The organism is Streptomyces marinisediminis (assembly GCF_026262575.1).
Classification (GTDB): domain Bacteria; phylum Actinomycetota; class Actinomycetes; order Streptomycetales; family Streptomycetaceae; genus Streptomyces; species Streptomyces marinisediminis.
Map to the genome: position 1 here is coordinate 229571 of NZ_JAPKFL010000002.1, position 25467 is coordinate 255037.

The 25467-nt window shown below is 76.4% G+C and carries 26 protein-coding genes, 1 other RNA gene, 1 pseudogene and 1 riboswitch; of the genes and pseudogenes, 10 read left to right on the forward strand and 18 right to left on the reverse strand.

Annotated features, from left to right (window positions below):
- Window positions 1-271 precede the first annotated feature (271 nt).
- The 3 genes from OSB71_RS02655 to OSB71_RS02665 are packed head-to-tail and all read right to left on the reverse strand — an operon-like array spanning window position 272 to window position 1427.
- Window positions 272-700 (reverse strand): PRC-barrel domain-containing protein, encoded by a 429-nt coding sequence (locus tag OSB71_RS02655; RefSeq protein ID WP_265943705.1) that lies wholly within the window; start codon window positions 698-700, stop codon window positions 272-274.
- Window positions 700-1269, reverse strand: a complete 570-nt coding sequence (locus OSB71_RS02660) for a PRC-barrel domain-containing protein (protein WP_265943706.1) — start codon at window positions 1267-1269, stop codon at window positions 700-702. The genes OSB71_RS02655 and OSB71_RS02660 overlap by 1 nt, the downstream gene beginning before the upstream one ends.
- A complete protein-coding gene (locus tag OSB71_RS02665; protein WP_265943708.1) occupies window positions 1266-1427 on the reverse strand; it encodes a hypothetical protein in 162 nt (53 codons plus the stop codon). The genes OSB71_RS02660 and OSB71_RS02665 overlap by 4 nt, the downstream gene beginning before the upstream one ends.
- Before the next feature lie 221 nt (window positions 1428-1648).
- Between OSB71_RS02665 and OSB71_RS02670 the strand changes: the two genes are divergently transcribed.
- Together OSB71_RS02670 and OSB71_RS02675 are read left to right on the forward strand one after the other, a co-directional pair.
- Entirely contained in the window at window positions 1649-3409 is a 1761-nt protein-coding gene (locus OSB71_RS02670; protein WP_265943710.1) for an NAD+ synthase, read from the forward strand.
- 134 nt (window positions 3410-3543) lie between these two features.
- Window positions 3544-3996 carry a hypothetical protein gene (locus tag OSB71_RS02675; RefSeq protein ID WP_265943712.1) on the forward strand — a complete coding sequence of 151 codons (453 nt, stop codon included), beginning with the start codon at window positions 3544-3546 and terminating at the stop codon, window positions 3994-3996.
- Window positions 3997-4021: 25 nt separating this feature from the next.
- On the opposite strand, the pseudogene OSB71_RS02680 reads toward OSB71_RS02675, so the two are convergent.
- Window positions 4022-4282 (reverse strand): annotated as a pseudogene (locus tag OSB71_RS02680) (MFS transporter); the annotation flags it as partial.
- Between the two features lie 251 nt (window positions 4283-4533).
- A complete protein-coding gene (locus tag OSB71_RS02685) occupies window positions 4534-5610 on the reverse strand; it encodes an endonuclease/exonuclease/phosphatase family protein (protein WP_265943714.1) in 1077 nt (358 codons plus the stop codon).
- A 303-nt stretch (window positions 5611-5913) separates the two neighbouring features.
- Between OSB71_RS02685 and panB the strand changes: the two genes are divergently transcribed.
- A complete protein-coding gene (gene panB / locus OSB71_RS02690) occupies window positions 5914-6777 on the forward strand; it encodes a 3-methyl-2-oxobutanoate hydroxymethyltransferase (protein ID WP_265943716.1) in 864 nt (287 codons plus the stop codon).
- A gap of 46 nt (window positions 6778-6823) precedes the next feature.
- Here panB and OSB71_RS02695 read toward each other — a convergent pair whose 3' ends face one another.
- The 3 genes from OSB71_RS02695 to OSB71_RS02705 form a co-directional block, all read right to left on the reverse strand.
- A complete protein-coding gene (locus OSB71_RS02695; protein ID WP_265943718.1) occupies window positions 6824-7021 on the reverse strand; it encodes a hypothetical protein in 198 nt (65 codons plus the stop codon).
- Window positions 7022-7112: 91 nt separating this feature from the next.
- Window positions 7113-7802: an NADPH-dependent F420 reductase gene (npdG, locus tag OSB71_RS02700; protein ID WP_265943720.1), complete on the reverse strand. Its 690-nt coding sequence runs from the start codon at window positions 7800-7802 to the stop codon at window positions 7113-7115.
- 142 nt (window positions 7803-7944) lie between these two features.
- On the reverse strand, window positions 7945-8187 hold the full coding sequence (locus OSB71_RS02705) for a hypothetical protein (RefSeq protein WP_265943722.1): 243 nt from the start codon (window positions 8185-8187) through the stop codon (window positions 7945-7947).
- 53 nt (window positions 8188-8240) lie between these two features.
- On the opposite strand from OSB71_RS02705, the gene map reads away from it, so the two are divergent.
- Window positions 8241-9098 carry a type I methionyl aminopeptidase gene (map, locus tag OSB71_RS02710; protein ID WP_265943724.1) on the forward strand — a complete coding sequence of 286 codons (858 nt, stop codon included), beginning with the start codon at window positions 8241-8243 and terminating at the stop codon, window positions 9096-9098.
- A gap of 138 nt (window positions 9099-9236) precedes the next feature.
- Window positions 9237-10235 (forward strand): SCO2278 family lipoprotein, encoded by a 999-nt coding sequence (locus OSB71_RS02715; protein WP_265943727.1) that lies wholly within the window; start codon window positions 9237-9239, stop codon window positions 10233-10235.
- 81 nt (window positions 10236-10316) lie between these two features.
- Here OSB71_RS02715 and OSB71_RS02720 read toward each other — a convergent pair whose 3' ends face one another.
- Window positions 10317-11054 (reverse strand): bifunctional DNA primase/polymerase, encoded by a 738-nt coding sequence (locus OSB71_RS02720; protein WP_265943728.1) that lies wholly within the window; start codon window positions 11052-11054, stop codon window positions 10317-10319.
- Between the two features lie 135 nt (window positions 11055-11189).
- Window positions 11190-11819, reverse strand: coding sequence for a TetR/AcrR family transcriptional regulator (locus tag OSB71_RS02725; protein ID WP_265943730.1), 630 nt, complete (start codon window positions 11817-11819; stop codon window positions 11190-11192).
- Between the two features lie 110 nt (window positions 11820-11929).
- On the opposite strand from OSB71_RS02725, the gene OSB71_RS02730 reads away from it, so the two are divergent.
- Both OSB71_RS02730 and ddaH read left to right on the forward strand, forming a co-directional pair.
- A complete protein-coding gene (locus OSB71_RS02730) occupies window positions 11930-12103 on the forward strand; it encodes a DUF6243 family protein (RefSeq protein WP_323055242.1) in 174 nt (57 codons plus the stop codon).
- A gap of 97 nt (window positions 12104-12200) precedes the next feature.
- Window positions 12201-13010, forward strand: a complete 810-nt coding sequence (gene ddaH, locus OSB71_RS02735) for a dimethylargininase (protein WP_336923218.1) — start codon at window positions 12201-12203, stop codon at window positions 13008-13010.
- A gap of 93 nt (window positions 13011-13103) precedes the next feature.
- Here ddaH and OSB71_RS02740 read toward each other — a convergent pair whose 3' ends face one another.
- From OSB71_RS02740 to OSB71_RS02755, 4 genes are all read right to left on the reverse strand, one after another.
- On the reverse strand, window positions 13104-14174 hold the full coding sequence (locus OSB71_RS02740; protein ID WP_265943732.1) for a small ribosomal subunit Rsm22 family protein: 1071 nt from the start codon (window positions 14172-14174) through the stop codon (window positions 13104-13106).
- A 47-nt stretch (window positions 14175-14221) separates the two neighbouring features.
- On the reverse strand, window positions 14222-15304 hold the full coding sequence (locus tag OSB71_RS02745; RefSeq protein WP_265943734.1) for a serine hydrolase domain-containing protein: 1083 nt from the start codon (window positions 15302-15304) through the stop codon (window positions 14222-14224).
- Window positions 15286-16689: a multidrug effflux MFS transporter gene (locus tag OSB71_RS02750; RefSeq protein WP_265943736.1), complete on the reverse strand. Its 1404-nt coding sequence runs from the start codon at window positions 16687-16689 to the stop codon at window positions 15286-15288. Before OSB71_RS02750 ends, OSB71_RS02745 begins: the two co-directional genes overlap by 19 nt.
- 162 nt (window positions 16690-16851) lie before the next feature.
- The gene (locus OSB71_RS02755) at window positions 16852-18480 is read right to left on the reverse strand and encodes an alkaline phosphatase D family protein (RefSeq protein WP_265943738.1); all 1629 of its coding nucleotides are present in this window, start codon (window positions 18478-18480) and stop codon (window positions 16852-16854) included.
- A gap of 111 nt (window positions 18481-18591) precedes the next feature.
- Between OSB71_RS02755 and OSB71_RS02760 the strand changes: the two genes are divergently transcribed.
- The gene (locus OSB71_RS02760) at window positions 18592-19407 is read left to right on the forward strand and encodes an SDR family oxidoreductase (protein WP_265943740.1); all 816 of its coding nucleotides are present in this window, start codon (window positions 18592-18594) and stop codon (window positions 19405-19407) included.
- A gap of 273 nt (window positions 19408-19680) precedes the next feature.
- Window positions 19681-19926, forward strand: coding sequence for a hypothetical protein (locus OSB71_RS02765; protein WP_265943742.1), 246 nt, complete (start codon window positions 19681-19683; stop codon window positions 19924-19926).
- Between the two features lie 36 nt (window positions 19927-19962).
- Here OSB71_RS02765 and OSB71_RS02770 read toward each other — a convergent pair whose 3' ends face one another.
- The 4 genes from OSB71_RS02770 to rnpB form a co-directional block, all read right to left on the reverse strand.
- Complete coding sequence (locus OSB71_RS02770; RefSeq protein WP_265943744.1) at window positions 19963-20874, reverse strand: PhzF family phenazine biosynthesis protein; 912 nt, start codon at window positions 20872-20874, stop codon at window positions 19963-19965.
- Window positions 20875-21048: 174 nt separating this feature from the next.
- Window positions 21049-21801, reverse strand: a complete 753-nt coding sequence (locus OSB71_RS02775; RefSeq protein ID WP_265943746.1) for a LysM peptidoglycan-binding domain-containing protein — start codon at window positions 21799-21801, stop codon at window positions 21049-21051.
- A 3-nt stretch (window positions 21802-21804) separates the two neighbouring features.
- A riboswitch (cyclic di-AMP (ydaO/yuaA leader) is annotated at window positions 21805-21975 on the reverse strand.
- A gap of 422 nt (window positions 21976-22397) precedes the next feature.
- Complete coding sequence (locus OSB71_RS02780; protein WP_265943748.1) at window positions 22398-23159, reverse strand: class I SAM-dependent methyltransferase; 762 nt, start codon at window positions 23157-23159, stop codon at window positions 22398-22400.
- 555 nt (window positions 23160-23714) lie between these two features.
- Window positions 23715-24121: RNase P RNA component class A (rnpB, locus tag OSB71_RS02785), an RNA gene on the reverse strand.
- 265 nt (window positions 24122-24386) lie between these two features.
- On the opposite strand from rnpB, the gene yaaA reads away from it, so the two are divergent.
- A complete protein-coding gene (yaaA, locus tag OSB71_RS02790) occupies window positions 24387-25217 on the forward strand; it encodes a peroxide stress protein YaaA (RefSeq protein WP_265943750.1) in 831 nt (276 codons plus the stop codon).
- Window positions 25218-25467: the final 250 nt, after the last annotated feature.

The window sequence follows — 25467 nt, forward strand, 5'->3', positions numbered from 1 at the left end:
TTCGGCTGCCGCCGGGACGCCGATCATCACACCGCGGTGTTTCCCGCGCGTTGCGGTGCGGCCGACCGCCGGCGGCAGGTGGTCACGGTACGCGCCGTGCACACCTGCTCCCCATTGTGGAGCACGTGCCGATCTTGCCGCCGCCCGCCACCACCGGGCCGGTTCCGCCCGCGCGGACGGCCCGCGCGGACGGTACGGGCGGACCCGGCGGCGGGGCGTGGCGGTGTCGGCCGTGGGCGGGGCGGCGCGCGGGCGCGGACGGCCCCGGGGACTACGCGCGGACGACGACCGCGTGGCCGCCGATGCCGAGGAGGGCGGCGCCCGGTACCTCCGCCCGGGTGGTGTGCAGGGCCAGGACCGTGCCGGAGTCCGGGTCGACGTCGACGTCGCGGACGGTGCCGGCCTCGGCCCCGGCGTCGGTCAGGACGCGCTTGCCGATCAGCTCGCCGCACGCCTCGGCCAGCCGCTTCAGCTCGCCCTCCACGTCGCGCAGGGCGTCCGCGCCGGCGGCCAGCACCGCGTCGCGCCCCACGGCCCGCACCCCGGACCAGGGCAGGTAGGAACCGGACCCGGTCTTCTTCAGCCGCAGGGCGGCCACGCGGCGGCCCCCGGGGTCGATCACGATGCCGTCCGCGACGCCCACGGACGTGGCGTCCGCCGCGCTCACCACCGACAGGCCGGTCAGCTGGGTAAGGAGCATCACGCCTCCGTCGTCCGGGTGCGGAACGCGCGGACCCGCTCGGCGAACCCCGGCAGGTCCTCCGCGACGTACTCGGCGGCCGGCGCGGGGACGAGCAGCGCCTCGCCGGAGATCGCGAGCGTCCCGGCCAGCGGCAGGTAGACCGTGCGCTCCCGGTGGCCGAGGGCCTCGGTGGAGTCGACCTGGTACCCGGCCACCGCGGCCGCCTCCCGCGTCACCTCGATCACGACGTCGGTGACCCTGCCCAGCTCCACACCGGCGTCGCTCAGCACGCGGGCGCCCAGCACGTCCCCGCCGCCGGGGCCGGAGCGCTCGACGACCTCCTTGCGGTCCTCCAGGACCTCCTCGCCGCGGATCATGACGGCGTCCTCACCCAGCCCGGTGACCCCGGACCAGGGCAGCGCCCGCTTCATCGGCCCCGAGAACAGCCCCCGGCCGCTGAGCGTGAACGCGCCCACGCGGCCGCCGCCGCTGTCGAACACGACGTCCTTCACCTGTGCCACGGCCTCCCCCGCGAGGGTGACCACCGGCCGCTTGGCCAGCTCCGTCGCGAGCATCAACACCGTCATCCGCCACCCTCTCCGCTTCCGCCCGTCGGACCGCGCCGCGCGGAGCCGCGCACGGCGATCACGCCGCCGCCGCGCCGCCGGGCCTGGACCCACAGCGCCGTGCCGACGAGCACGATCACAGCCGCGGCCGCGACCAGAAGCCACACCCACCAGTCCACTCGCACACCTCCCGGCTGCCCGGCACTCCGCCGACTGCGCCTTCCCCTCCCGCGTTCCCCGCTCACGGGCCTTACGCACGTGCCCGCCCGCATTCCCCGCACGTACCCTCCCCGCGGGCCGGGCTCTCGTTCCATGCTCACGCCGGGTGAAGGCGCTGTCCACAGCGGCGGGAGGCGGCCCGGCCCGGATATCGCGTCAGAGTGACGGTTACTCTGGGGGCGTGCCTCAACTTCGACTCGCCCTGAACCAGATCGACGCCACCGTAGGGGACCTCGCCCGCAACGCCGAGGCGGTCGTGCACTGGACGCGGCACGCCGCGGAGCAGGGCGCGCACCTGGTGGCCTTCCCGGAGATGATGCTCACCGGGTACCCGGTCGAGGACCTCGCGCTGCGCTCGTCGTTCGTGGCGGCCAGCCGCGCGGCGCTGACCGCGCTCGCCGCCCGGCTGGTGCGCGAGGAGCTGGGCGAGGTGCCGGTCGTCGTCGGCTACCTGGACCGCGCCGAGCAGCACGGCCCCCGCTACGGCCAGCCGGCCGGGGCGCCGCGGAACGCCGCCGCGGTGCTGCACCGCGGCGAGGTGGTGCTGACCCTCGCCAAGCACCACCTGCCCAACTACGGCGTCTTCGACGAGTTCCGCTACTTCGTGCCGGGCGACACCCTGCCCGTGGTGCGGGTGCACGGCGTGGACGTGGCGCTGGCCATCTGCGAGGACCTGTGGCAAGACGGCGGCCGGGTGCCCGCCGCGCGCGACGCGGGCGCCGGGCTGCTGCTGTCCGTCAACGCCTCCCCCTACGAGCGGGACAAGGACGACACGCGGCTGGACCTGGTGCGCAGGCGCGCCCGGGAAGCCGGCTGCACCACGGCCTACCTGGCGATGATCGGCGGTCAGGACGAGCTGGTCTTCGACGGCGACTCGATCGTGGTGGACGCGGAGGGCGAGGTGCTGGCGCGGGCGCCGCAGTTCGCCGAGGGCTGCGTCCTGCTCGACCTGGAGCTGCCCGCGGCCGCCACCGAGCCGCCGTCGGGCACCGTGGCCGACGGGCTGCGCGTCGACCACCGGGTGCTCTCCGGCGACCCGCTGCCGCGCTACGAGCCGAGCGTGCGCGGCGCGGAGGCCGAGCGGCTGGGCGACGACGAGGAGATCTACACCGCCCTGGTGGTGGGCCTGCGCGCCTACGTGGCCAAGAACGGCTTCCGCTCGGTGCTCATCGGGCTCTCCGGCGGCATCGACTCCGCGCTGACGGCCGCGCTCGCCTGCGACGCCGTCGGCCCGGGGAACGTGTACGGCGTCTCCATGCCCTCGCGCTACTCCTCCCAGCACTCCCGCGACGACGCGGCCGAGCTGGCGCGGCGCACGGGGCTGAACTTCCGCACCGTCCCCATCGGGCCGATGTTCGACGCCTACCAGGAGGCGCTGGGGCTGAACGGGGTGGCCGAGGAGAACCTCCAGGCGCGGCTGCGCGGCACCCTGCTGATGGGCCTGTCCAACCAGGAGGGCCACATCGTGCTGGCCCCGGGCAACAAGTCCGAGCTGGCGTGCGGCTACTCGACCCTGTACGGGGACTCGGTGGGCGCCTACGGCCCCATCAAGGACGTCTACAAGACGACCGTCTTCGCCCTCGCCCGCTGGCGCAACGCCGCGGCCGTCGAGCGCGGCCAGACACCGCCGATCCCGGAGAACTCGATCGCCAAGCCGCCCAGCGCGGAGCTGCGCCCCGGCCAGGTGGACGCCGACTCCCTGCCCGACTACGAGGTCCTGGACGCCGTGCTGGAGCTGTACGTCGACCGGGACCTGGGCGCGGCCGAGATCGTCGCGCGGGGCTTCGACGCCGACCTGGTGACGCGGGTGCTGCGGATGACGGACGCCGCCGAGTACAAGCGGCGCCAGTACCCGCCGGGCACCAAGATCTCCCCCAAGGGCTTCGGCAAGGACCGCCGCCTGCCCGTCACGAACGCCTGGCGCGAGGCGCCCGCCGGCTGAGCGGGCCCGCGTCACGGTCGAGCCGGCCGGCCGAACGCCGGGCACGCGGCCGAACGCCGGCGCCTGGGCGGCGCGGCCGGACACCGGCGCGACCGAGCGCGGTTGACTTCGGCGCGGGCGGTAACCCCTGGGGCATGCACGCACTGACCAAGGGGCTGCTCGCGGGTGCCGCGGGCACGACCGTGTTGAACCTCGTCACCTACGGCGACATGCTGCTGCGCGCCCGCCCCTCCAGCGAGGTGCCCGCCGACGTGGCCGACCGGCTCGCCGACCGGGCGGGCGTCGACCTCGGCGGGGAGGAGGACGCCGGCAACCGGGAGCAGGCCGCCGGGGCCCTGCTGGGCCTGGCGACGGGGCTGGGCGTCGGCACGGCCTACGGCCTGCTGCGCGGCGCCGGCGTCAGGCTCCCGGCCTGGCTGGACGGGCCGCTGCTCGGGGCGCTGGCGATGGCCGGCAGCGACGTCCCGGCCGCCGGGCTGGGCGTCACCGACCCGCGCGAGTGGGGCGGGGAGAGCTGGGTGTCGGACATCGTGCCCCACCTGGCCTACGGCGTCGTGACGGCGCTGGCCCTGCGCGCGCTGGACTGAGCGCCGGACCGGGCGCGCGGCCGGTTCACACCCGGGTCCGGGCCCGGCCCCCCGCGCCGCGGGCCACGACGCGCGAGCCGCGCCCGCTCCGGTCCAGCACCCCCGCCAGCACCGCGATGCCCAGGCCGACGGCGGCCAGCACGGCACCGACCAGCGAGGGCGACGTCCACCCCCACCCGGCGGAGACGGCGACGCCGCCGAGCCACGCGCCGCCCGCGTTGGCCAGGTTGAACGCGGAGTGGTTGGAGGCGGAGGCCAGCGTGGGCGCGGCCTGCGCCTTGTTCAAGCCCGCGGGAGCGGCGAGGAGGCAGGGCGCGCCCGGAGCGGGGAGGCCGCTGGTCCGCCGGGGCACCAGCCCGGCCGGGCGCGGGGGCGGCGGGGCGCCGGGCGGAGAGGGCACCGGCGCAGGGGACGCCGGGGCGGCAGCCCGTCGGGCCGCCGGAGTCCCGGGCCGCCCGAGCCGTGCGCCACCGGCCCGCCGGAGCGCGGGGCCGCCGGGATGGCGCGCCACCGGCCCGCCGGAGCGCGCGGAGTCGGTCACAGGGTGAGGGAGGCGGCGAGGGGGAGGTGGTCGCTGCCGGTGGCCGGCAGGGTCCACGAGGACACCGGCTCCACGCCGCGCACCATGATCTGGTCGATCCGCGTCATCGGGAACGACGCGGGCCAGCTGAAGCCGAAGCCGGCCCCGGCCGCACCCTGGGTGGAGCGCATCTGCGCCGTCACCGGGGCCAGCGCCCGGTCGTTCATGGTGCCGTTGAGGTCGCCGAGGAGCACCACGCGGTCCAGCGGCTCCGCCGCGATCGCCTGGCCGAGCTGCTCGGCCGCGTCGTCGCGCTCCCGGGCGGTGAAGCCCGCCGCGACCTTCACGCGCACCGAGGGCAGGTGCGCGGCGAACACGGCCACCTCGCCCCGCGGGGCGTCGACCGTGGTGCGCAGCGCCCGCGTCCAGCCGATCTTGATGTCCACCGGCGCGGTGTCCCGCAGCGGGTACTTGCTGAAGACGCCGATGGTGCCCTCGACGGCCTGGAACGGGTGGGTCTCGGCCAGCGTGCGCCGGTAGAGGTCGGTGGAGCGCACGGGCAGCTCCTCCAGCGCCAGCACGTCCGCGCCGGACTCGGCGAGGTCGCGGGCGGTCCGTTCGGGATCGGGGTTGCCCGCGTCGACGTTGTGGGTGACGACGGTGAGGTCGCCGCCGTCCCCGGTCTTGTCGGTGATCAGCCCGCCGAACATGCCGGACCACACCACCGCGGGCAGCAGGAGCGCGGCCAGCGCCGTCCATGACCTGCGCAGCAGCGCGCACAGCCCCAGCAGCGGCACGCCCAGGCCCGCCCAGGGCAGGAACGTCTCCACGAGGCTGCCGAGGTTGCCCACGGCGTTGGGCACCCGCGCGTGCAGGGCCAGCACGCCGCACAGCAGCAGGGCCAGCGCCGCGACGACCCAGCCGCGCCGCCAGGCGCCCGGGCCGCGCCAGTCCCGCCGCCAGTCACGCCGCCAGGCGCCCGGACCCCGCCCGCCGTGCGCGGGACGGCCGTCGACGGCGCCGGGGCGATCGGCGGCGGTCTCCGCGCCCTCCGCCGCCAGGTCCGACTCCTGCGCCGTGTAAGCCCGTGCCATGCGCTGTCCTCACTGCCTGCCGGTGGTTCGGTCGTGCTGACTCCCCGTCCGCCATGGAAGCACGAACCACAGGGGACGTCCGGCCGACGGAGGGAGCCGACGGTACGGCGGCCCAGCGGCGACCGTACCGAGTGATCAGACGAACGCCCCCGCCCGCGCAGTTCCAAGGCCGCGCACCGGCCGCCGCCCACGGGCCACGCGCCCCACGCCCCTTCCCCCGACCGGCACGGAGTGCCACCATGGGGAGGGAGATCCGGAGACGCCGTCAGGGCGCTTCGAGACGACACCACAGGAGTTCCCGCCATGACGCATGCCCACGCGGCCGCCGACAGCAGCCAGTCCCCCACGGCGCTGTACGGCGGTACCCAGAACCGGCGCATCACCGTCCGCGACCTCGCCGCCGCCAAGGCGCGCGGCGAGAAGTGGCCCATGCTGACCGCCTACGACGCGATGACCGCCTCGGTGTTCGACGAGGCGGGCATCCCCGTCCTGCTCGTCGGGGACTCGGCGGGCAACTGCCACCTCGGCTACGAGTCCACCGTGCCGGTGACCCTCGACCAGATGGCCATGCTCTCGGCCGCCGTCGTGCGCGGCACGCGCCGCGCGCTCATCGTCGGCGACCTGCCGTTCGGCGCCTACCAGGAGGGCCCGACGCAGGCGCTGCGCAGCGCGACGCGGCTGGTGAAGGAGGCCGGGGTCGGCGCCGTGAAGCTGGAGGGCGGCGAGCGCTCGCTGGCGCAGACGGAGCTGCTGGTGTCCGCCGGCATCCCCGTCATGGCCCACCTGGGGCTCACCCCGCAGTCGGTGCACACCCTGGGCCACCGGGTGCAGGGCCGCGGCGACGAGGCCGCGCACCGCCTGCTGCGGGACGCGAAGGCCGCCCAGGACGCGGGCGCCTCCGCCGTCGTGCTGGAGCTGGTGCCCGCCGAGCTGGCGGCCGAGGTCACCCGCTCGCTGCACGTGCCCACCATCGGCATCGGCGCCGGCGCGGCGTGTGACGCGCAGGTCCTGGTGTGGACGGACATGGCCGGGCTGACCCCGGGCCGGATGCCGCGCTTCGTCCGGGAGTACGCCGCCCTGCGGGAGACGCTGGGCGGCGCGGCGCGGGCGTTCGCCGAGGACGTCGCGGGCGGCGCGTTCCCGGCCGAGGAGCACACCTTCCACTGAGCCCGGGCGGCGGGCGGCGCGGCGGGAACGCCACGCCGCCCGCCGGTCACGGCGCGGTGGAGTCCGCCGCGCCGCGGGCCCGCTCCACGCGGTAGCGGCGCCAGTGGAACCAGGCGATGTTCGACGCGACGCCGAGCATCAGGACCCACACCACGCCGAGGAAGCTGCCGTGCGCGAAGGAGACCGCGGCGGCCGCCGTGGCGAGCACGCAGACGACGAGGGCGTACAGGGCGATGCGGGGCATGGGGTGCGGCTCCCGTTCACGGCGGAGACAGTGCGGATACGCCTCCATTGTCCCCCACGCCCCGCCGGGTCCGCCCCCTGCCCCGCTGGGCTCAGACGTCGGTGAGCCGCACTCCGGCGTGGGCGCGGTAACGGCGGTTGACCGAGATGAGGTTGGCCACCAGGGACTCGACCTGGTGGGCGTTGCGCAGCCGCCCGGCGAACACTCCGCGCATGCCGGGGACGCGTCCGGCCAGCGCCTGCACGATCGCGCAGTCGGCCCGGTCCTCGCCGAGCACCATGACGTCGGTGTCGATCGTCTCGACCGCCGGGTCCTGGAGCAGCACCGCCGACAGGTGGTGGAAGGCCGCCGTGACCCGCGCGTCGGGCAGCAGCGCGGCCGCCTGCTCGGCGGCACTGCCCTCCGCCGGCTTCAGCGCGTACGCGCCCTTCTTGTCGAAGCCGAGCGGGTTGACGCAGTCCACGACCAGCTTCCCGGCCAGCTCCGCGCGCAGGCCCCCCAGCGTGGCCGCGTGCCCGTCCCAGGGAACGGCGACGATGACGACGTCCGCGCGCGCCGCACAGGCGGCGTTGTCCGCGCCCGTCACACCGTGGCCGAGCTCCTCGGCCGCCGCCCGTGCCCGTTCCGCGGCCCGGGAGCCGATGATCACCGGCTGCCCGGCCTTCGCCAGCCGGTAGGCCAGCCCCCGGCCCTGGTCACCGGTTCCGCCCAGCACGCCGACGGTGAGCCCGCTGACGTCCGGCAGGTCCCACGGGTCCTTCTTCGCTGATGTCGAGGTCATCCCCCGATCCTGCCAGCCCGCCTCCCACCGCACCCTACCGGCCGGTACTCCGCGCGCCCCGCGCCGGGCGCCGCCGCCCGGGGCCGCGGGGCACGGCGCGGGGCCGCGGGGCACGGCGGGCGGGGCCGGGTGCCGGCGGGCGTCAGGGCCGGGCGCCGGGGCCGTCCTCGTCGCCGTCCTCCCCGCGCCAGCGCGCGTCCTCCTCGCGCCACTCCTGGTTGCGCTCGCGGGCCGTCTCCATCGCGTGGGCGGCCTCCTCGCGGCTGGCGTAGGGGCCGAAGCGGTCGAGGGCGCGGCACTGCGGGCCTTCCTCGACGGTGCCGTGCTTGAGGCAGTAGTACCACTCACCCGGTTTGCCCGGAGTCCTGCGCTGGAAGAGAGCCATGCCCGTCATGCTGCCCCACCGCCGCCGGTGCCACCACGGTTAGACTCGCGCCCATGTCTGGCCAGTCGCTGCTCGTCCCCGGAACGCTCTCCCCGCGCCGCACCGTCCCCGCGTCGATCCCCCGACCGGAGTACGTGGGCAAGGACGCCCCCGCGCCCTACACCGGCCCCGAGGTGCAGGACGCCGAGACGGTCGAGCGCATGCGGGCGGCCGGCCGGGTCGCCGCCGGAGCGCTGGCCGAGGCCGCCCGCCACATCGCGCCCGGCGTGACGACCGACCGGCTCGACGAGGTCGCGCACGCCTACCTGTGCGACCACGGCGCCTACCCCTCCACCCTGGGCTACCGCGCGTTCCCCAAGTCGCTGTGCAGCTCCGTCAACGAGGTGATCTGCCACGGCATCCCGGACTCCACCGTGCTGCGCGACGGCGACATCGTGAACCTCGACGTCACCGCCTACCTCGACGGCGTGCACGGGGACACCAACGCCACCTTCCTGTGCGGCGAGGTGGACGAGACCTCACGGCAGCTCGTGGAGCGCACCCGGGAGGCGCTGAACCGGGCGATCAAGGCGGTGCGGCCGGGGCGGCAGCTCAACGTCATCGGGCGCGTCATCGAGGCCTACGCCCAGCGCTTCGGCTACGGCGTCGTGCGCGACTTCACCGGGCACGGCATCAACACCTCGTTCCACTCCGGGCTGATCGTCCCGCACTACGACGACCCCCGGGCCACGACCGTGATCGAGCCGGGCATGACGTTCACCATCGAGCCCATGCTGACCCTCGGCACCCACGAGTGGGAGATGTGGGAGGACGGCTGGACGGTCGTGACGAAGGACCGCCGGCGCACCGCCCAGTTCGAGCACACCCTGGTCGTGACACCGACGGGCGCGGAGATCCTGACGCTGCCGTGAACCACGCCGCACGGCCCGCCCCGCACGGCGGTCGAGGGGCTCCGCGACGGCCCGCCCCGCGCGCGGGAGGCGGCGCTCGGGCGGGGTAGTCTGCGCCCTGCGAGGGACGTCGGCTACGGGCTTCGGGGAGGGCGTGGCATGAGGGCGCGGGTGCGGGTGGCGGCCGTGGCGGTGACGCTGGCGACAACGCTGACAGGGCTGACGGGGCTGACCGGCTGCGTGACGGTGCACGGCGCGACGGCCGTCGTGCCGGCCACCACCGAGGCGGAGGCCGAGCGGGTGCTGGCGCGGTACGCGGAGGTCGCCAACGAGGCGCACGCCACCTACGACCCCGACCTCGTGGGCCAGGTCTCCGAGGGCGCGCTCGGCGCCATCGAGCGGGCCTCCCTCACCGCCCACCGGGCCGTCGCACCGGAGGGCGACGCGGACCACACGCCGTTCACGTTCACCGACCCCCGCTTCCACATACCCCGGCAGGCGGCGTGGCCGAAGTTCTTCCTGGCCGACACCGGCGTGCGGGCGGGCGACACGGAGTCGCACTGGCTGCTGATGTTCACCCGGGACGCGGTGGACGAGGACTGGCGCGCGGCCTACCGGGCCACGCTGGCGCCGGAAGACGTGCCGCGCTTCACCGAGGACGCCGACGGCTACGCCCGGGCGCTGCGCCGGGGCGAGGCGGAGGAGCTGCTGCTCGACCCGGGCGAGCTGGGCGAGGCCTACACCGACTTCCTCCAGGACGGCGAGGGCGACGCCTTCGCCGAGGGCGACGCCACCACGGGCCGCCGCGAGACGCGCGCGAAGTCGGCCGGCAAGGCGACCGAGCGCCACCAGTGGTCGGACACCCCGGCCGACCCGGAGCGCTACCCCGCGATGGGGCTGGCGACCGAGGACGGGGGCGCGGCGGTCTTCTTCACCGTGCACCAGCACACGCGCAAGACGATGGCCGAGGGGTACACCCCGCAGGTGCCGCGGCTGATGGAACCGCTGCTGGAGGGCGAGGCCCGGCAGTCGCTCACGACGGCCTACGTGTACCAGCAGCTCGTCAGCGTCCCCTCCCGGGACGCCGCCGAGGACGGCGGGGAGCGGATCGTCTTCGTCGACCAGGCGTCCGGCCTGGTCTCGGCCGAGGGCGAGTAGCACCGCCCCGGCCGCGCGGCGGGTGGCCGCCCCCGCCCCGGACGGTCGGCCGCTCCGCGGGGCGCGGTCCGCCCGGTGGCGTCAGCGGGCGGGCCAGGCGGCCGGGCCGGGGACGTCGTGGAAGTCGTCGTCGGGCTCCTGCCGGGCGTGCGCGGCGCAGGCGTCGGTCAGCGCCTCCAGCAGCGTCAGCGGGTCGGGCAGCGGGCGCTCGGGGGCCCGGACCCACCGCACCTCGGCCTCGGGCACGCCGGGCAGCCGGGCCGGTGGCACCAGCACGTAGCTGCCCCGGCAGTGCCAGCGCAGCCCGGGGTGCTCGTCCATCGTCTCGGGGTGGCAGTCCAGTTCGCAGGGCCACCACTCGTCCTCGTCCTCGGGCGTGCCGCGGGTGGCGGTGAAGAAGAGCATCCGCTCCTCCCCCACCACGGCCACCGGCCCCGGCTCCACGCCCGTGGACTCCAGCCGTTCCAGCGCGGCCTGCCCCGCGGCCCGGGGGACGTCCAGCACGTCGTGGGTGAGCCCGGTGGCGGTGACGAAGTTGGCCTGCGGGCGGCTGCTCGCCCACCGCACCACCTGCTCGGGCTCGGTGGTCGCCTGCGTCCGCCAGGCGAAGGAGACCGGGTGCCGGGCGGGGGTGGGGCAGCCGATGCGCTCGCACGAGCAGCCGTAGCCCTCCGGGTGGGCGGCCGGCGCGAGCGGGAAGCCGGCGGCGGCAGCGGCCAGCAGCAGATCCTCGCGGGCCTGGGCGGCCTGGGCGGCGCGGCCCTCGGCGTTCTTGCCCCGCCGGCGCAGCCAGCCGGAGAATCTGCTTTCCCGTTCCATCCGCTCTCCTTCGCCGCCGGGCGTCCGCCGCGCACTGCCGAGTTCCCCGAGGATACGGAACGCACCGGCCCGGCCGGGAATCGGCCGGGGCCGCCCGCCGGCCGGCGGCGCGGGCCGGCGGGCGGCCCCGGCGGGTCAGCCGCGCGGCCGCAGCCCGGCGAGCACCAGGTCGACGAGGGCGTCGGTGTAGGCGTGGGAGAGCTCACCCCGGCGGGTGAGCCAGCGCTGGAAGAACGGGGCGAGCAGCAGGTCCAGGGCGAGGCGCAGGTCGGCGTCCCCGCGGATCTGCCCGGCCTCCTGCGCGGCCCGCAGCCGTCGCAGGTAGACGGCGTGGCCCGGTTCGTCGAGCCGGGCGGCGAACTCGCGGGACAGCTCCGCGTCGGCCGCTCCGGCGATCGCCAGGGCCCGGTAGGGGGCCTCGAAGGCGGGGTCGCTGAACTCGTCGGCGGTGGCGCGCAGGACGGCCTTGAGGTCGGCCGCGAGGTCTCCGGTGTCCGGTATCCCGGCGTCGTAGTCGGCGTCCTCGGTGCGGGCGGTGAACGCGTCGAGCAGCACGGCGGCCTTCGAGGGCCACCAGCGGTAGATGGTCTGCTTGCCGACGCCCGCGCGGGAGGCGATGGCCTCGATGGTCAGCTTGTGGTAACCGACCTCGCCGACCAGTTCCAGGCTCGCCTCCACAATGGCGCGGCGGGAGCGTTCGCTGCGGCGGGAGACGTCGGGGGCGCGGGTGCCGGACGCGGTGCCGGGGGCGTTCTTCGGGGCCATGGAGCGCAATGTACCAAGAAGGAGACGAGACGACCCGTCTTGACGAGACGAAACGTATCGACTCATACTGGCGGAGCACCCGCGTTCCCGATCTCTGAGGAGGCCCGCTCATGAGCGGTACGTCACGCGGCAACGGCATGCTCGGCGTCGGCGGCGGCCGCCGGCACCTCTCGCGCCGGGAGCTGTCCGGCGGCCGGGCCGGACGCGGCGGCCCGGGGCCCCGGCCGGACCCGGCGGCCGCCAAGCGCGAACTCCTGCGCAAGCTGCGGGAGTCGCGCACCTGAGCAGCCGGTGAATCACCCGAACGAAGCACTGCGCGGAGGGCTCTTCACGGAGGACCATGGGCACACCCGTCCACGGCGATCCCGTGAGGAGCCCTCGTTGTACGCAGCCCGACGCTTCCTGATGTGCCCACCCGTGCACTTCCGTGTCACGTACTCCATCAACCCCTGGATGGACCCCGGCAAGCCCGTCGACCTCCCGCTGGCCGTCGCGCAGTGGGAGGCCCTGCGCGACCGCTACCGCGCCCTGGGCCACACCGTCGAGGAGCTGGCGCCCGACCCCGCGCTGCCGGACATGGTCTACGCGGCCAACGGGGCCCTCGTCGTCGACGGACGCGTGCTCGGCGCCCGCTTCGCCCACCCCGAGCGCACCCCCGAGGCCGCCGCCCACCGCTCCTGGTACGCCGCGCACGGCTACGCCGAGATCCGCGAACCGGACCACGTCAACGAGGGCGAGGGCGACTTCGCCGTCACCGCCACCTGGCTGCTGGCCGGGCGCGGGTTCCGCAGCAGCGCGCTCTCCCACCCCGAGGCGCAGGAGTTCTTCGGCCGCCCGGTCGTCGGCCTCGACCTGGTCGACCCGCGCTTCTACCACCTGGACACCGCGCTGTGCGTGCTGGACGACGCGCGCGACACCGAGGTCATGTACTACCCGCCCGCCTTCTCCCCCGGCAGCCGGGCCGTGCTCGCGCGGCTCTTCCCGGACGCCGTCGTCGCCGAGGAGGCCGACGCGCTCGCCCTGGGCCTCAACGCCGTCAGCGACGGCCACCACGTGCTGCTCCCCCAGGGGGCGACCGGGCTGTTCGCCCCGCTGCGGGAGCGCGGCTACGAACCGGTGCCGGTGGACCTGTCGGAACTGCTGAAGGGCGGCGGCAGCGTGAAGTGCGTCACGGCCGAACTCCGGGGCTGAGCCCCGCCACCGCGCGCCCGGCCGGTGGGCCGGACGACCGGTGGGCCGGAACGACCGGTGGGCGCCCGGCCGGTGGGCGGTCGCGTCGGCGGCCTACCGGGCCGGGGGGCCTTCCCAGGTGTCGCCCCACGCCACGTCGCGCGCGGCCCGGTAGGCGTCGCGGTCGCGCTTGGTGACGGTCGTGCCGGTCAGCTCCCCCCGCGGCGTGCACAGGTCCAGCAGCACCTGGCCCTTGCGGAGCCGGGGGTGGCGCACGACCCGGGACCACGCGGCGGCGTCGCCCGCGACGCCCGCGCCGGCCCCCTCGACCCTTTCGCCCGCGTCGGCCTCACCCACGCCCTCGGCCCCTTCGCCGGCGCCCGTACGGGGGCGGACCGACGACGGGTGGACGGCGGCGACGTAGGAGAACTTCTCGTCCTCGTAGGCCAGCGTGCCCCCCTTCACCCGGCGGTGCAGGGCCGAGCGCGGGACGCGTGCGGCGAAGTGGCACCAGTCCGCGCCGGGGACGATGGGGCACGCGGCGCCGTGCGGGCACGGCGCGAGCACCCGCAGCCCGGCCGTGAGGAGCTGCTCGCGGGCGGCGCGCACCCGCAGGTGGCCCTCCGGCGTGCCCGGTTCGACGACCACCACCGCCCGGCCCGCGCGCGCGGCGGTGTCCACCACGGCGGTGCGGTCGGCCGGGGTCAGCTCGCCCAGCACGTAGGAGACGGTGACGAGGTCGGCGTCCGGCACCCCGGGGTCGGCGCCCAGCCGGGCCTGCCGCCAGGCGACCCGGGGCAGGGACCGCCCGGCCAGCTCGGCGCCGAGCGCGAGCGCGGGTTCGGCCCAGTCCACGACGGTGCTCGCGCACCCGGTGGGCCAGGTTCCGGCCGTGGCCCAGGTGGCCGCCCCGGTGCCGCCGCCGAGGTCGGTGTGGGTGGCGGGGGACCAGCCGGGCAGGCGCGCCGCCAGCGCGCGCAGCGCGGCGCGGGCGGCGGCGTGGGTGGCCGGCATGCGGTAGGCGGCGTAGGCGACCGCGTCGGCCCGGTTGCGCAGCACCGGCGCGTGGGTCTGCGTCACGCCCCGGTAGCTGGCGATGAGCCGGTCGACGGCGGCGGTGGCCTGCCGGGGCGGCAGCCCGTCCAGCAGCGCGTCCAGGGCCGCGCGGAGTGTCTCGTCGTGCACCCGGCCAGGGTAGGCGGCGCGCGCCGGCGGGTGCGGCGCGGGCGGCCTCACTCCGGCAGGGGGCCGCGCACCGCGCGGGCGAGCCGGGTGGCGGCCGCGGCGCGCGGACGGCTGTCGGGCCGGTCGGGGCGCACCGGGTGCACGGTGGTCGCCAGCAGGACGAGGAAGGTGCCGGTGGCCCGGTCCAGCACCAGGCTGGTGCCGGTGAAGCCGGTGTGGCCCGCCGCGCCGCGCCCGGCCAGCTCGCCCATGAACCACGGCTGGTCGACGGCGAAGCCCAGCCCGGGGGCGTCCAGCAGCAGGGCGACGGAGTCCGGGCGCAGCACGGGGCCGCCGCCGGACAGCAGCGCCCGGCACAGCACGGCCAGGTCCCGCGCGGTGCCGAACAGCCCCGCGTGGCCGGTGACGCCGCCGAGCGCGTGCGCGTTCTCGTCGTGCACGACGCCGCGCAGCGGGCCCCGGTCGGCCTTGGCGCGGGGCCGCCGCTGGTCCTCGGTGGCGGCGGCGTGCGGCACCGGCCCGAACCCGGTGTGCGCCATGCCGAGCGGCCCGGTGACCTCCGCGCGCACGAGCGCGTCGAGCCGGGCCCCGGTGACCCGCTCCAGCAGCCGCCCCAGGGCGAGGAAGCCGAGGTCGGAGTAGCAGGTGCCGGTACGGGTGAGCGGCTGGCGCCACAGCAGGTCCCAGCCGTGGCCGTCGTGGAAGGGCAGCTCGGGCGCGAGCCCGGAGGTGTGCGTGAGCAGGTCGCGCACCGTGACGCGGTCCTTGCCCGCGGCGCCGAACTCCGGCAGGTGGCGCGCGACGGGGGCGTCCAGCCCGAGCTCGCCGCGCTCCACCTGCCGCACGGTGAGCACGGCGGTGACGAGCTTGGTGAGCGAGGCCAGGTCGAACGGCGTGTCCGTGCGCACCGGCTCGGGGTCGGCGGCCCGGGCACCGGCGGCGGTCCAGCGCACCGCCCAGCCCGCGGCGTGCTCGACGGCCAGGTAGGGGCCGCGCCCGGCCGCCACCACCGCGCCGCCGCACCAGCCCCGGGCCGGGAGGGCGTCCACCTCGCGCACGAGGGCGGCCAGCTCCCCGGCGTCGAGCCCGGCCCGCGCGGGGGCGGCCGGGGTCAGGACGGGTGGCGCCACGGCCGGCACATCCCCACGAAGCAGCCGCCCGCCAGGACCAGGGTGGCGAGCTGGACGAGCGCCATCGGCACCGCGGTGTGCTCGCCGGCGACGCCCACCAGCGGCGAGGCGACGGCGCCGATGAGGAACTGCGAGGTGCCCAGCAGCGCCGAGGCCGACCCGGCCGCGTGCGGCGCGCGCTGCAACCCCTGGGAGTTGGCGTTGGGCAGCACCAGCGCCATGCCTGACATGAGCACGAACAGCCCGCCCGCGATCGGCACCAGCCCCACCTCGCCGAACACCCCGGCCGTCAGCAGCAGCAGGACGACGGCGGCGACGGTGGTGACACCGAGCCCGACGAGCAGCACGCGGTCCAGCCGCACCCGGCCGACGAGCACCTTGCCGTTGAGCTGGCCCACGGCGACGAGGCCGACGGAGTTGACCATGAACAGCAGGCTGAACGTCTGCGGGGAGGCGCCGTAGATCTCCTGCACGACGAACGGGGAGGCGGCGATGTAGGCGAACAGCGCGGCGAAGGCGAGCGAGCCGGTGAGCAGGTAGCCGCTGAAGACCCGGTCGGCCAGCAGCGTCCGCATGGTCCGCAGCGCGTGCCCCAGGCCACCGCCGTGCCGGGCGGCCGGCGGCAGCGTCTCCGGCAGCCAGCGCACGGTGACCAGGGTCAGCACGACGCCGAGCCCGGCGAGGATGAGGAAGATGCCGCGCCAGTCGGTGAAGTGCATCACCTGAGCGCCGAGCACCGGCGCCAGCACGGGGGCGACGCCGGAGACCAGCAGGAGAGTGGAGAAGAAGCGGGCCATGGCGAGCCCGTCGAACAGGTCGCGGACGACGGCGCGGGCGATGACGATGGCCGCCGCCCCGGCCAGCCCCTGGAGCAGCCGGAAGGCGGTCAGCGCCTCGACCGTGGGCGCGAACGCGCAGGCGGCGCTGGCGGCCACGTAGCAGACCATGCCCGCCAGCAGCGGGCGGCGGCGGCCGAACCGGTCGCTCATCGGACCGACGACCACCTGGCCGAGCGCGAGGCCGAGCAGGCAGGTGGTGAGGGTGAGCTGCACCTGGGCCGCCGGGCTGCCGAAGGCCGCGCCGACCTCGGGCAGTGCGGGCAGGTACATGTCCATCGACAGCGGTGGCAGGGCGGTGAGGCTGCCCAGGACGAGGGTCAGCAGCAGTCCGGCGCGCTGCCGCCGGGTGAGCTGCGGGGCGGTGGGGGGAGCCGCCGAGGAGGCGACGACGGCCTCGGAGGCGGGGGCCTCGACGGGGCCGCGCGGCCCGGGGAGGAGGGGGTCGTCGGCGGTCGGCGCGGCCCGGGGGGACCGGACGGGTCGGGTCGACGGGGCGGACGGGGTGGACGGGGCGGACGAGCAGGAGGACGGCCCTGAGTCGGACATGCACCTCTCCGGGAGATTGTTGACGGCTAACACATTCTCCCAGCCTCCCCGAGCGCCCCGCCCCTGCCCCACCCCAGCACCGCCCCGCCCTGCCCGGAGGCAGGGCGGGGCGGGCGCGGAGCCGGTGGACCGGGGCCGGGAGCGGCCCGCCCCCGGCCGGGATCAGGCCCGGCGCAGACCCGGGCGGCCCGCCGCGGAGACGAGGGTCGCCGCCGTGCCGATCGGCGCGCCGGGCGTCGTCACGCCGCTGACCGTGCGGTAGTCGGCGCGCAGCTCGCGCTCGTCCAGCGTGAGCAGCACGTAGCCCCGGCGGCCGTCGTAGAAGGCCAGGTGCGGGTTGGCGGCGGTGAGCGTTTCCCAGTTGGCGGGACGCTCGGCGCCGTCGCCGCCGCTGGAGATGGAGGACGTGACGACCTCCACACCGGCGGTGCGGGAGGCGGGGTCGTCGGCGTCGCGCTTGATGTCGAGGCCGTAGTGGACGTGGACGTCGCCGGTGAGGACGGCCAGGTTGTCGATCCCGGCGTCCTCGGCGGCCCGCAGCACCCGCTCGCGGGCGCCGGGGTAGCCGTCCCAGGAGTCCATGGACAGCGGGGAGGGTTCGGCCACCCGGTTGCGGCGGCGGGCGAAGACCACCTGCTGCGCGAGCACGTTCCAGGTGGCCCGGGAGCGGCGCCAGCCGTCGGCGAGCCAGCGCTCCTGCGCCGGGCCGAGCATCTGCCGCGCGGGGTCCAGCGACTCGGGCGTGGGCAGCTTCCAGCCGTCGCCGTTGGCCTGGTTGTCGCGGTACTGCCGGGTGTCGAGCACGTCGATCTGGGCCAGCGAACCGAAGTGCAGCCGCCGGTACAGCCGCAGGTCGGGCCCGGAGGGACGCTGGGGCCGGCGCAGCGGCATGTTCTCCCAGTAGGCCCGGTAGGCGGCGGCGCGCCGGATGAGGAACTCCTCCGGCGGCACGCTGTTCTCCGGGTTCTCGTCCGCGTAGTTGTTCTCCGTCTCGTGGTCGTCCCAGGTGACGATCCACGGGTGGGCGGCGTGCGCGGCCTGGAGGTCGGCGTCGCCCTTGTAGAGGGAGTAGCGCAGCCGGTAGTCCTCCAGGGTGACGGTCTCGCGGTCGAGGATCGCCGGGAGCCGCCGGTCGCCGGTGTAACGGCGGGCGCCCGCGGCGGCGCCGACGGGGTACTCGTAGAGGTAGTCGCCCAGGTGCAGCACGGCGTCGACGTCCGGCTCGGCGGCGAGGTGCCGGTAGGCGGTGTAGTAGCCCTGGTCGTAGCGCTGGCAGGAGGCGAGCGCGAAGCGGAGCTGGTCGACGCCGCCGGCCGGGGCGGTGCGGGTGCGGCCGACGGGGCTGAGGTGGCCCCCGGCGCGGAAGCGGAAGTAGTAGTCGGTGCCCGGCCGCAGGCCGCGCGGCTCGGCGTGGACGGCGTGGTGGAACTCCGGGTGCGCGAGGTGCGTGCCCCGGCGTTCGACGCGGCGGAACCGGGCGTCGCGCGCCAGCTCCCAGTGCACGGGCACCGGGCGGGCGGGCAGACCGCCGTCGGGCTGGAACGGCTCGGGGGCCAGCCGCGTCCACAGCACGACGGAGTCCGGCAGCGGATCGCCGGACGCGACGCCGAGGGTGAACGGCTCGGCCCGCAGCCTGGTCTCCCGGGCGGCGGGGGCGGCGTGGGCGGACTGGGGCAGGTTCGTGCCGAAGGCGAGGGCCGCCGCGGCACCGGAGACGGTCAGGAACCGGCGGCGGCCCAGGTGGCGGGCGGCGGCTCGGAGTTCGTGGTCTGCGCTCCCGGAGTGCGTCATGGCGCCGAGTGCACCGCGCGCGCACGGCACCTGGTTGGCGCGTACGCGACACAGTGGTGGCCATCGGATGACGGCCCGCGCCACCCCGTACCCGTGGCGTACGCTGCGGACATGACGGACGTCAACGAAACGTTGAACGACGGCCGGACGGCCCCGGCGGTCCCGGCGCGCAGCGCCGTGGTGACGGGCGCGGGCTCGGGCATCGGCCGCGCGGTCGCCCTCGCGCTGGCCTCCGCTGGCTGGGCGGTGACGCTCGCCGGGCGCCGGGCCCAGGCGCTGGCCGAGACCGCCGCCCTGCTGGACGACGCGGCCGGGTCCGCGGCGGCCGGCCCGGTGGCGGCCGTCCCCACCGACGTCACCGACCCCGCGTCCGTCCGCGCGCTGTTCGCCACCGCCCGGGAGCGCTTCGGCCGGGTGGACCTGCTGTTCAACAACGCGGGCACCTTCGGCCCCGCGGTGCCCCCTGACGAGCTGTCGCACGCCGACTGGTCGGCGGTGGTCGCGGTGAACCTCACCGGCGCGTTCCTGTGCGCCCAGGCGGCGTTCCGGACGATGAAGGAGCAGTCGCCCCGGGGTGGCCGCATCATCAACAACGGCTCCGTCTCGGCGCACAGCCCACGCCCGCACTCGGTCGCGTACACCGCCACGAAGCACGCGGTGACGGGCCTGACGAAGTCGCTGTCCCTGGACGGCCGCCCGCACCGCATCGCCTGCGGGCAGATCGACGTCGGCAACGCGGCCACCGAGATGACGGCGCGCATGCGCACCGGCACCCTCCAGGCCGACGGCTCCACCGCCGTCGAACCGGTGATGGACGCCGCCGACGTCGCCCGCACCGTGCTCCACATGGCGGAGCTGCCCCTGGAGGCCAACGTCCAGTTCGCCACGGTCCTGGCGACCGGCATGCCCTACGTCGGCCGGGGCTGACCCCCCGGACGACGCGGAGGCCCCGCCCCGGCCGCGCGGTGCGGCCGGGGCGCACGGCGTCCCCCGGGCGCGTGAGCCGTGCGGCGCCGACGGCCCGCCCGGCGCGCCCCGGCCCCGCGGCCCGGGCGGCGCCGACGGCACGGGCGGCCCCCTCCCGCCGCACGGCGCGGCCGGGGCCGACGGCGCGGTCCGGCCGGGTCCGTCGTACGGCGCGCGGCACGTTCGGCCGCCTCCGGCATGCGCGAGCGGCCCGGACGTGCGCAGGGTGGAGGCATGGACGCGCGAAACCCGGACGAGACGCGGTACCGGGTCGTGGTCGGTTCCTTCGGCGACGACCACGGCTACCGGCTCGTGTGGCTGCGCGGCGTCGGCTGGGAACCGCTGACGGAGGAGGAGCTCGAGCCCCGCGTGCGCGAGGTCTTCCCCGGCATCGACATGGCCGACCCCGAGCAGGTCCACTGGGTCGACCGCGAGGAGGCGTGGCCCGCCGCCTGGCACCCGGAGCGCGACGAGGGCTGAGCCCCGGGCGCCGCGGCGCCGGGCCCCCGCGCCGCGTCAGGGCAGGCGGACGGCGGTGCCGGAGACGTGCACGCGCGGGTCCCCCTGGCGCAGTTCGACGGCCAGCACCGCCGGGCGGCCCATGTCCACGCCCTGGTGCAGGGTCAGGGAGGCGGTGTCCGGCACGAGGCCGAGTTCGCGCAGGTAACCGCCGAGCGCGGCGGCGGCGGCACCCGTGGCCGGGTCCTCCACCACCCCGCCGACCGGGAACGGGTCGCGCACGTGGAACACCGTGGCGTCGCCCGCGTCCCGCCACGTGAGCTGGAGCGTGGTGAGGTCCCGGCGCAGCATGAGCGCCTTCAGCCGCTCGACGTCGTAACTCAGCGCCGCGAGCCGCTCCCGCGTGGCGGCGGCCAGCACCAGGTGGCGGGCGCCGGCGAAGGCGACACGCGGCGGCAGCGCGGGGTCCAGCTCCTCCGGCCGCCAGCCCAGCGCGGCCAGCGCCTCGGCCACGTCCGGCGCGGCGATCGCCTCCGTGGTCGCCGGCACGCTGGAGAGCGTGGCCCGCAGCTCCCCGGAGGCCGTGCGGGCCACGGTGACGGGCACCGCCCCCACCGGCGTACTGAACACCAGCTCCCCGGGCCCCGCGCGCTCGGCCAGCGCCACCGCGGCGGCCACCGTCGCGTGCCCGCAGAACGGCACCTCCGCGAGCGGGCTGAAGTAGCGCACCGCGAAGTGCCGGCCCTCCGGCGCCGTCGGCTCGCCCGGCGCCCCGGGGTGCGCTGGCGGTGGCGCCAGGAACGCCGTCTCCGAGTACCCGACCTCGGCCGCGACGGCGAGCATCGCGGCCGTGTCCATCCCGGCCGCGTCCAGCACGACCCCGGCCGGGTTCCCCCCGTCCGGCGTCGCCGAGAAGGCCGTGTAGCGCAGCACCTCGGTGCGCTCGCGTTCGCTGTGCTCGTTCCCCATGCAGGCGCCAACCGGCCACCCCCGCAGGGTATTCCGCCCCACCCCTCGAGGCCGGACGCCGCGCGGGCGCGGAACGACCGGAAGCCGCCACCGGCGTCGCGGTGGCGGCTTCCGCCCGGCCCCGCCGACCGGCCGCCGGGGGGCAGACGGGCGGCCGACGGGTCGGCGAACGGCTCAGTAGGGACCGAAGACGTTGTCGATGGAGCCGTAGCGGTCGGCCGCGTAGTTGCAGGCCGCCACGATGTTGGCCACCGGGTCGTACTGGTCGTGCGGGGTGCCCGCCACGTGGTAGGCGTCGAACGTCGGCTCGATGACCTGGAGCAGACCGATCGAGGGCGTGCCGTTCTGGGCGTTGATGTCCCAGTTGTTGATCGCGCTCGGGTTGCCGCTGGACTCCCGCAGGATGTTGCGGTGGATGCCCTCGTAGGTGCCCGGGATGCCGTGGGCCTCCATGATGTCGAGGGCCTCGGTGATCCAGCCGTCGAGGTTGTCGGGGTAGGTCTTGGCGGCGGCGGGCGTGGCGTCGCGCTCGGCGGACCGGCTGACGGCCCGCTCGCCCCGCCCGTCCCCGGCGGCCAGGGTGAGCTTCTGGCCCGGGCGGATCAGGTCGGGATCGGCGCCGATGGTCTCGCGGTTGGCGTCGTAGAGGGCTTCCCAACCGCCCTCGACGTCCTCGGCGGTGGCGATGGCGTGCAGGGTGTCCCCGCTGACGACGGTGTAGGCGTCCGCCGGTGCGGCGGGCGCCGCGACCACGGCGGGCGCCGCGGGCTGCTGCACGACGGACGGCGCGGGCGCGGCGTTCGCCGTGCCGGCCGCGGCGAGCGGCGCGGCGATACCGGCCCCGCCGGCGGCGAGGACGACGGAGACGCGGGAGACGTGGCGGGAGACGGGCGAAGTACGCGGGCGGCGGTGGCGACCACGGGACATGGGTGTGTTCCTCTCCTACGCCTGCGAGGTGAGCTGTCGGATTCGGGCCGGAGCTGCCCGGCCATCCCCCGTACGCGTCTGCGAACGAGGCATGGCTTCACCCCAAGCCGGCCGCGCGGTGACGCGTCCGGCGCTTACCTGGTTCCCCCGCTCCTGCCGTGGCGGCTGCGGTCCTCCCCCGGCCGGGCGGCAGGACTCGGCGTCCCGGCGGTGGGACCCCCGCGATGCGGTGCGGGGGCGAGGACACGAAAGCACAAGCAGGAGACGGGCGACAAGAAGCGGGGCGAAACCTGGTGCCCTTCACACAACAACCCGGGCCGCCACCTCGCGACGTTCCGCACCGGATCACTGCCGAAGGGTGAGGACCGGCCGACCCTCCACGGGCAACCCCCCACCGCACACCGCGAACTGACGCCGCACCCACCGCACCGACCCCCCGGCGCCATTGCACCAGCACACGGTTCCGTGAACTCCGCCACACCGCCCGGCACCCCCGCGCGAAGTGGCACACGATGAGCACTTGTTGAGCCGTTGTTGCTTATTGCCCGTTTTGCCTGCTTAGGGGCGGGTCGCGGGCGGACGCCGGGAGGCGCGGCTCAGGCGGACGCCGCGGGGCGCTGGAACAGCGCGGTGTGGAGGAAGGCCGCGCCGAAGTACCCGGAGTCGGCCGGCTGCTCCCGCATGGGCCGCAGCTCGCGCTCGGTGAGGCCGGCGAAGACGTGGCGGAGCTCCTCGGGGGTGTAGGCCAGGCCGCCATGCAGACCGGGAGCACCGGAGCCGGCGGGCGGACGCCGGTAGAGGTCGGCGTCGGACAGCTCGCAGCCCATCCGCCCGGCGGCGAAGCAGGTGAGCGCGAAGTGTCCGCCGGGGGCCAGGACGCGGTCGAGCAGCGCGAGGTAGCTGACACGGCGGTGCGGTGGCAGGTGGTGGAAGCAACCGGAGTCGTAGACCAGGTCGTACGGGCCGCGCAGCGCGGTGCCGACGAGCGCGAAGGCGTCGCCGTGGTGCAGGCGGACGTCGGCCCCGGCCTCGCGCACGCGCTCCCCCGCCCAGGCCAGCGCCGTCGGCGAGAGGTCGACGCCGTCGACGGCGAAGCCGTGCGCCGCCAGGTGGACGGCGTTGCGCCCCGGGCCGCAGCCGAGGTCCAGCGCGCGACGGCCGGGCAGGAGACCGGCGTCCAGGTAGGCGGCGAGGTTCTCGTCCGGCTTGGCGACGAAGAACGGCACCGGGCGGTCCCGGTCGGCGTAGAACCGGTCCCACCAGTGGGCCCCTCCGGTGGTCCAGCGGTCGGCCTCCGGGGCGAACAGGCCGTCCAGCAGGGCGAGTACGTCCTCTACCGTGCGTAGCGTGCGCTCCATGCCGGGACTGTAGGCCATCAGCCGACGAAAGCCCAGGTCAGCGCGTTCCCCCCGGGGCCGTGAGCGGCCCGGGAACGGCCCCCGCCAGGGCGGCGGGGCCGCCACCCGGGGACCACCGCGGCCGCCCGTCCAGCCCCCGCCCAGCGGTTCCGCCGGGCCCTTCCGCCGCGCCGCGTGACGGACCTTCCCCACGGCCGCCGCCCGCGTGCCCGCGCGGGCGGCGGTGGGCAGCGCTCCGGGTGTGCCCTGCGGTGCCGGGCCGCGGCGTCGCGGCCCGCGATCGCGCCCGGGGTGGCTTCCCCCTGCTGCGGCACACCTTCGCCCCCGTGGTGCCTCACACCGGTCAGACTCCGCCCGATGGGGCAAAGTGGCTGGGCCGCGGCGATCCGGCGCTCCGCACTCAGGACGTACATCCACTTCATGCCGCAGTCGGGCCAGAAGGGGAGGGAGGCGCCGGGGCAGGGGCTCGCTGACGGCTGATTCGCCCCAAACTCTCCCCGGGGGCGCCCGGGCTCCCGGCGGAGGCCGTTTTGCCAACGCCAGTGGGGCGGGCGGCAGACGAGTCGTGCTGTACGCCGGATTCTGTCTCCGCCGGTCCTCGCGGACCGGTGGGAGGCGGCCATCCATCTGGGACCGGTGTCACCACCGGCCTCCTGCGGTCTACCCGCGGACTCGGGCGAGCAGCCCTCGGTCATCCGCGCAGAGCCGCCGTGCGGCGGCCCCTCTTGACCTTGCTCCGGGTGGGGTTTACCGAGCCGCCCAGGTCACCCTGGGCGCTGGTGGTCTCTTACACCACCGTTTCACCCTTACCGGACGCCGCGTGCGCGGCTCCGGCGGTCTGCTTTCTGTGGCACTTTCCCGTGGGTCGCCCCAGGTAGGCGTTACCTACCACCCTGCTCTGCGGAGTCCGGACGTTCCTCGGTGGGCCCTGGTGGGTCCGCCGCGACCGCCCGCACGGCTCGTCTGCCGTACCGGCATCCTACGCCGGGACGAGGCCACACCGCTGACCGGCCCGCGGGCGGCGGTGGGCGCCGGCCGGACGCGGCGCGGACCCGGGCCCGTCGGGGCGGTGGGGAGGCGCGGCCTCCGCGCGGGCGCGGTGCCCGGGCGGCCCGCGTCGGCGCGGTACGTTCGTCCGGCCGCGCGTGGCGGGCGGGGTGCGGACGGCGCCGTACGCTGCTGGTCGCCGCTTGTGCGGGCGTGACGTAGAGGTTGAGGAGTGGAAGCGTGCTGGTGCTGTTGCCGCCGTCCGAGGGGAAGGCGACCCCGGAGCCCACCGGGGGGAAGGAGAGCGCGCTGCGCCTGGACGCGCTGTCGCTGCCGGAGCTGGGCGGCGCCCGGGAGCGGGTGCTCGCGGAGCTGGTCGAGCTGTGCGCGGAGGCGACGCGGGAGGGCGGGGACGACGCGAAGGCCCGCGAGGTGCTGGGGCTGAGCGAGGGCCTGCGCGGTGAGCTGGCGAAGAACGCGGCGCTGCGCACGGCGCCGGTGCGGCCGGCCGGTGAGATCTACACGGGCGTGCTCTACGACGCGCTGGGGCTGGCCACGCTCGACGCGGCGGCCCGGGCCCGGGCGGAACGCTCGCTGCTGGTGTTCTCGGGACTGTGGGGCGCGGTGCGCGTCGGGGACCCGATCCCCTCCTACCGCTGCCCGGGCGGGGTGAAGCTGCCGGGGACGGGCGGGCTGGGCGCGTACTGGCGGGGCCCGTTGCAGGCGGTGCTGCCGCCGCTGGCCGGGGACGGCCTGGTGCTGGACCTGCGCTCGACGGCGTACGCGGCGATGTGGAAGCCCAGGGGCGAGGTGGCCGAGCGCACGGCGACGGTGCGGGTGCTCCAGTCCAGGATCGTGGACGGGGTGGAGAAGCGGTCGGTGGTGAGCCACTTCAACAAGGCGACGAAGGGACGGCTGGTGCGCGCGCTGCTCACCGAGGGCGCCACGCCGGGCACCCCGGCGGAGCTGGCCGACGCCCTGGCCGACCTGGGCTTCGCGGTGGAGTGGGCGGCGCCGGAGAAGCCGGGTACGCCGACGCGGCTGGACGTCGTCGTGACGGACGTGCACTGAGACACGCCCCGCACGCCACGCACCCCACCGGCCGCGGACCGTCCGGCGCGGACGACCGTGCCCGGGCGACCGAGCGCAGGCAGCCCGGTGCGGGCAGCGGGCCGCAGGCGCCCCGGGCGCGGGAAACCATGCGCGGACGACCGGGCGCGGGCGACGAGGGCGCAGGCGACCCCGAGCAAGCAGCCGGGATGCGGGCGGCGGGGCGCGGACAGCCGGGTACGGACGGCGGCACGCAGGCGAACGAGCCCGA

Bases quoted from the DNA above. Each gene is read 5' to 3' on its own strand.
- OSB71_RS02655 (WP_265943705.1), bottom strand. From the start codon at position 700: ATGCTCCTTACCCAGCTGACCGGCCTGTCGGTGGTGAGCGCGGCGGAC.
- OSB71_RS02660 (WP_265943706.1), bottom strand. From the start codon at position 1,269: ATGACGGTGTTGATGCTCGCGACGGAGCTGGCCAAGCGGCCGGTGGTC.
- OSB71_RS02675 (WP_265943712.1), top strand. From the start codon at position 3,544: ATGCACGCACTGACCAAGGGGCTGCTCGCGGGTGCCGCGGGCACGACC.
- OSB71_RS02685 (WP_265943714.1), bottom strand. From the start codon at position 5,610: ATGGCACGGGCTTACACGGCGCAGGAGTCGGACCTGGCGGCGGAGGGC.
- panB (WP_265943716.1), top strand. From the start codon at position 5,914: ATGACGCATGCCCACGCGGCCGCCGACAGCAGCCAGTCCCCCACGGCG.
- OSB71_RS02695 (WP_265943718.1), bottom strand. From the start codon at position 7,021: ATGCCCCGCATCGCCCTGTACGCCCTCGTCGTCTGCGTGCTCGCCACG.
- npdG (WP_265943720.1), bottom strand. From the start codon at position 7,802: ATGACCTCGACATCAGCGAAGAAGGACCCGTGGGACCTGCCGGACGTC.
- OSB71_RS02705 (WP_265943722.1), bottom strand. From the start codon at position 8,187: ATGGCTCTCTTCCAGCGCAGGACTCCGGGCAAACCGGGTGAGTGGTAC.
- map (WP_265943724.1), top strand. From the start codon at position 8,241: ATGTCTGGCCAGTCGCTGCTCGTCCCCGGAACGCTCTCCCCGCGCCGC.
- OSB71_RS02715 (WP_265943727.1), top strand. From the start codon at position 9,237: ATGAGGGCGCGGGTGCGGGTGGCGGCCGTGGCGGTGACGCTGGCGACA.
- OSB71_RS02720 (WP_265943728.1), bottom strand. From the start codon at position 11,054: ATGGAACGGGAAAGCAGATTCTCCGGCTGGCTGCGCCGGCGGGGCAAG.
- OSB71_RS02725 (WP_265943730.1), bottom strand. From the start codon at position 11,819: ATGGCCCCGAAGAACGCCCCCGGCACCGCGTCCGGCACCCGCGCCCCC.
- OSB71_RS02730 (WP_323055242.1), top strand. From the start codon at position 11,930: ATGAGCGGTACGTCACGCGGCAACGGCATGCTCGGCGTCGGCGGCGGC.
- OSB71_RS02750 (WP_265943736.1), bottom strand. From the start codon at position 16,689: ATGTCCGACTCAGGGCCGTCCTCCTGCTCGTCCGCCCCGTCCACCCCG.
- OSB71_RS02755 (WP_265943738.1), bottom strand. From the start codon at position 18,480: ATGACGCACTCCGGGAGCGCAGACCACGAACTCCGAGCCGCCGCCCGC.
- OSB71_RS02760 (WP_265943740.1), top strand. From the start codon at position 18,592: ATGACGGACGTCAACGAAACGTTGAACGACGGCCGGACGGCCCCGGCG.
- OSB71_RS02765 (WP_265943742.1), top strand. From the start codon at position 19,681: ATGGACGCGCGAAACCCGGACGAGACGCGGTACCGGGTCGTGGTCGGT.
- OSB71_RS02770 (WP_265943744.1), bottom strand. From the start codon at position 20,874: ATGGGGAACGAGCACAGCGAACGCGAGCGCACCGAGGTGCTGCGCTAC.
- OSB71_RS02775 (WP_265943746.1), bottom strand. From the start codon at position 21,801: ATGTCCCGTGGTCGCCACCGCCGCCCGCGTACTTCGCCCGTCTCCCGC.
- OSB71_RS02780 (WP_265943748.1), bottom strand. From the start codon at position 23,159: ATGGAGCGCACGCTACGCACGGTAGAGGACGTACTCGCCCTGCTGGAC.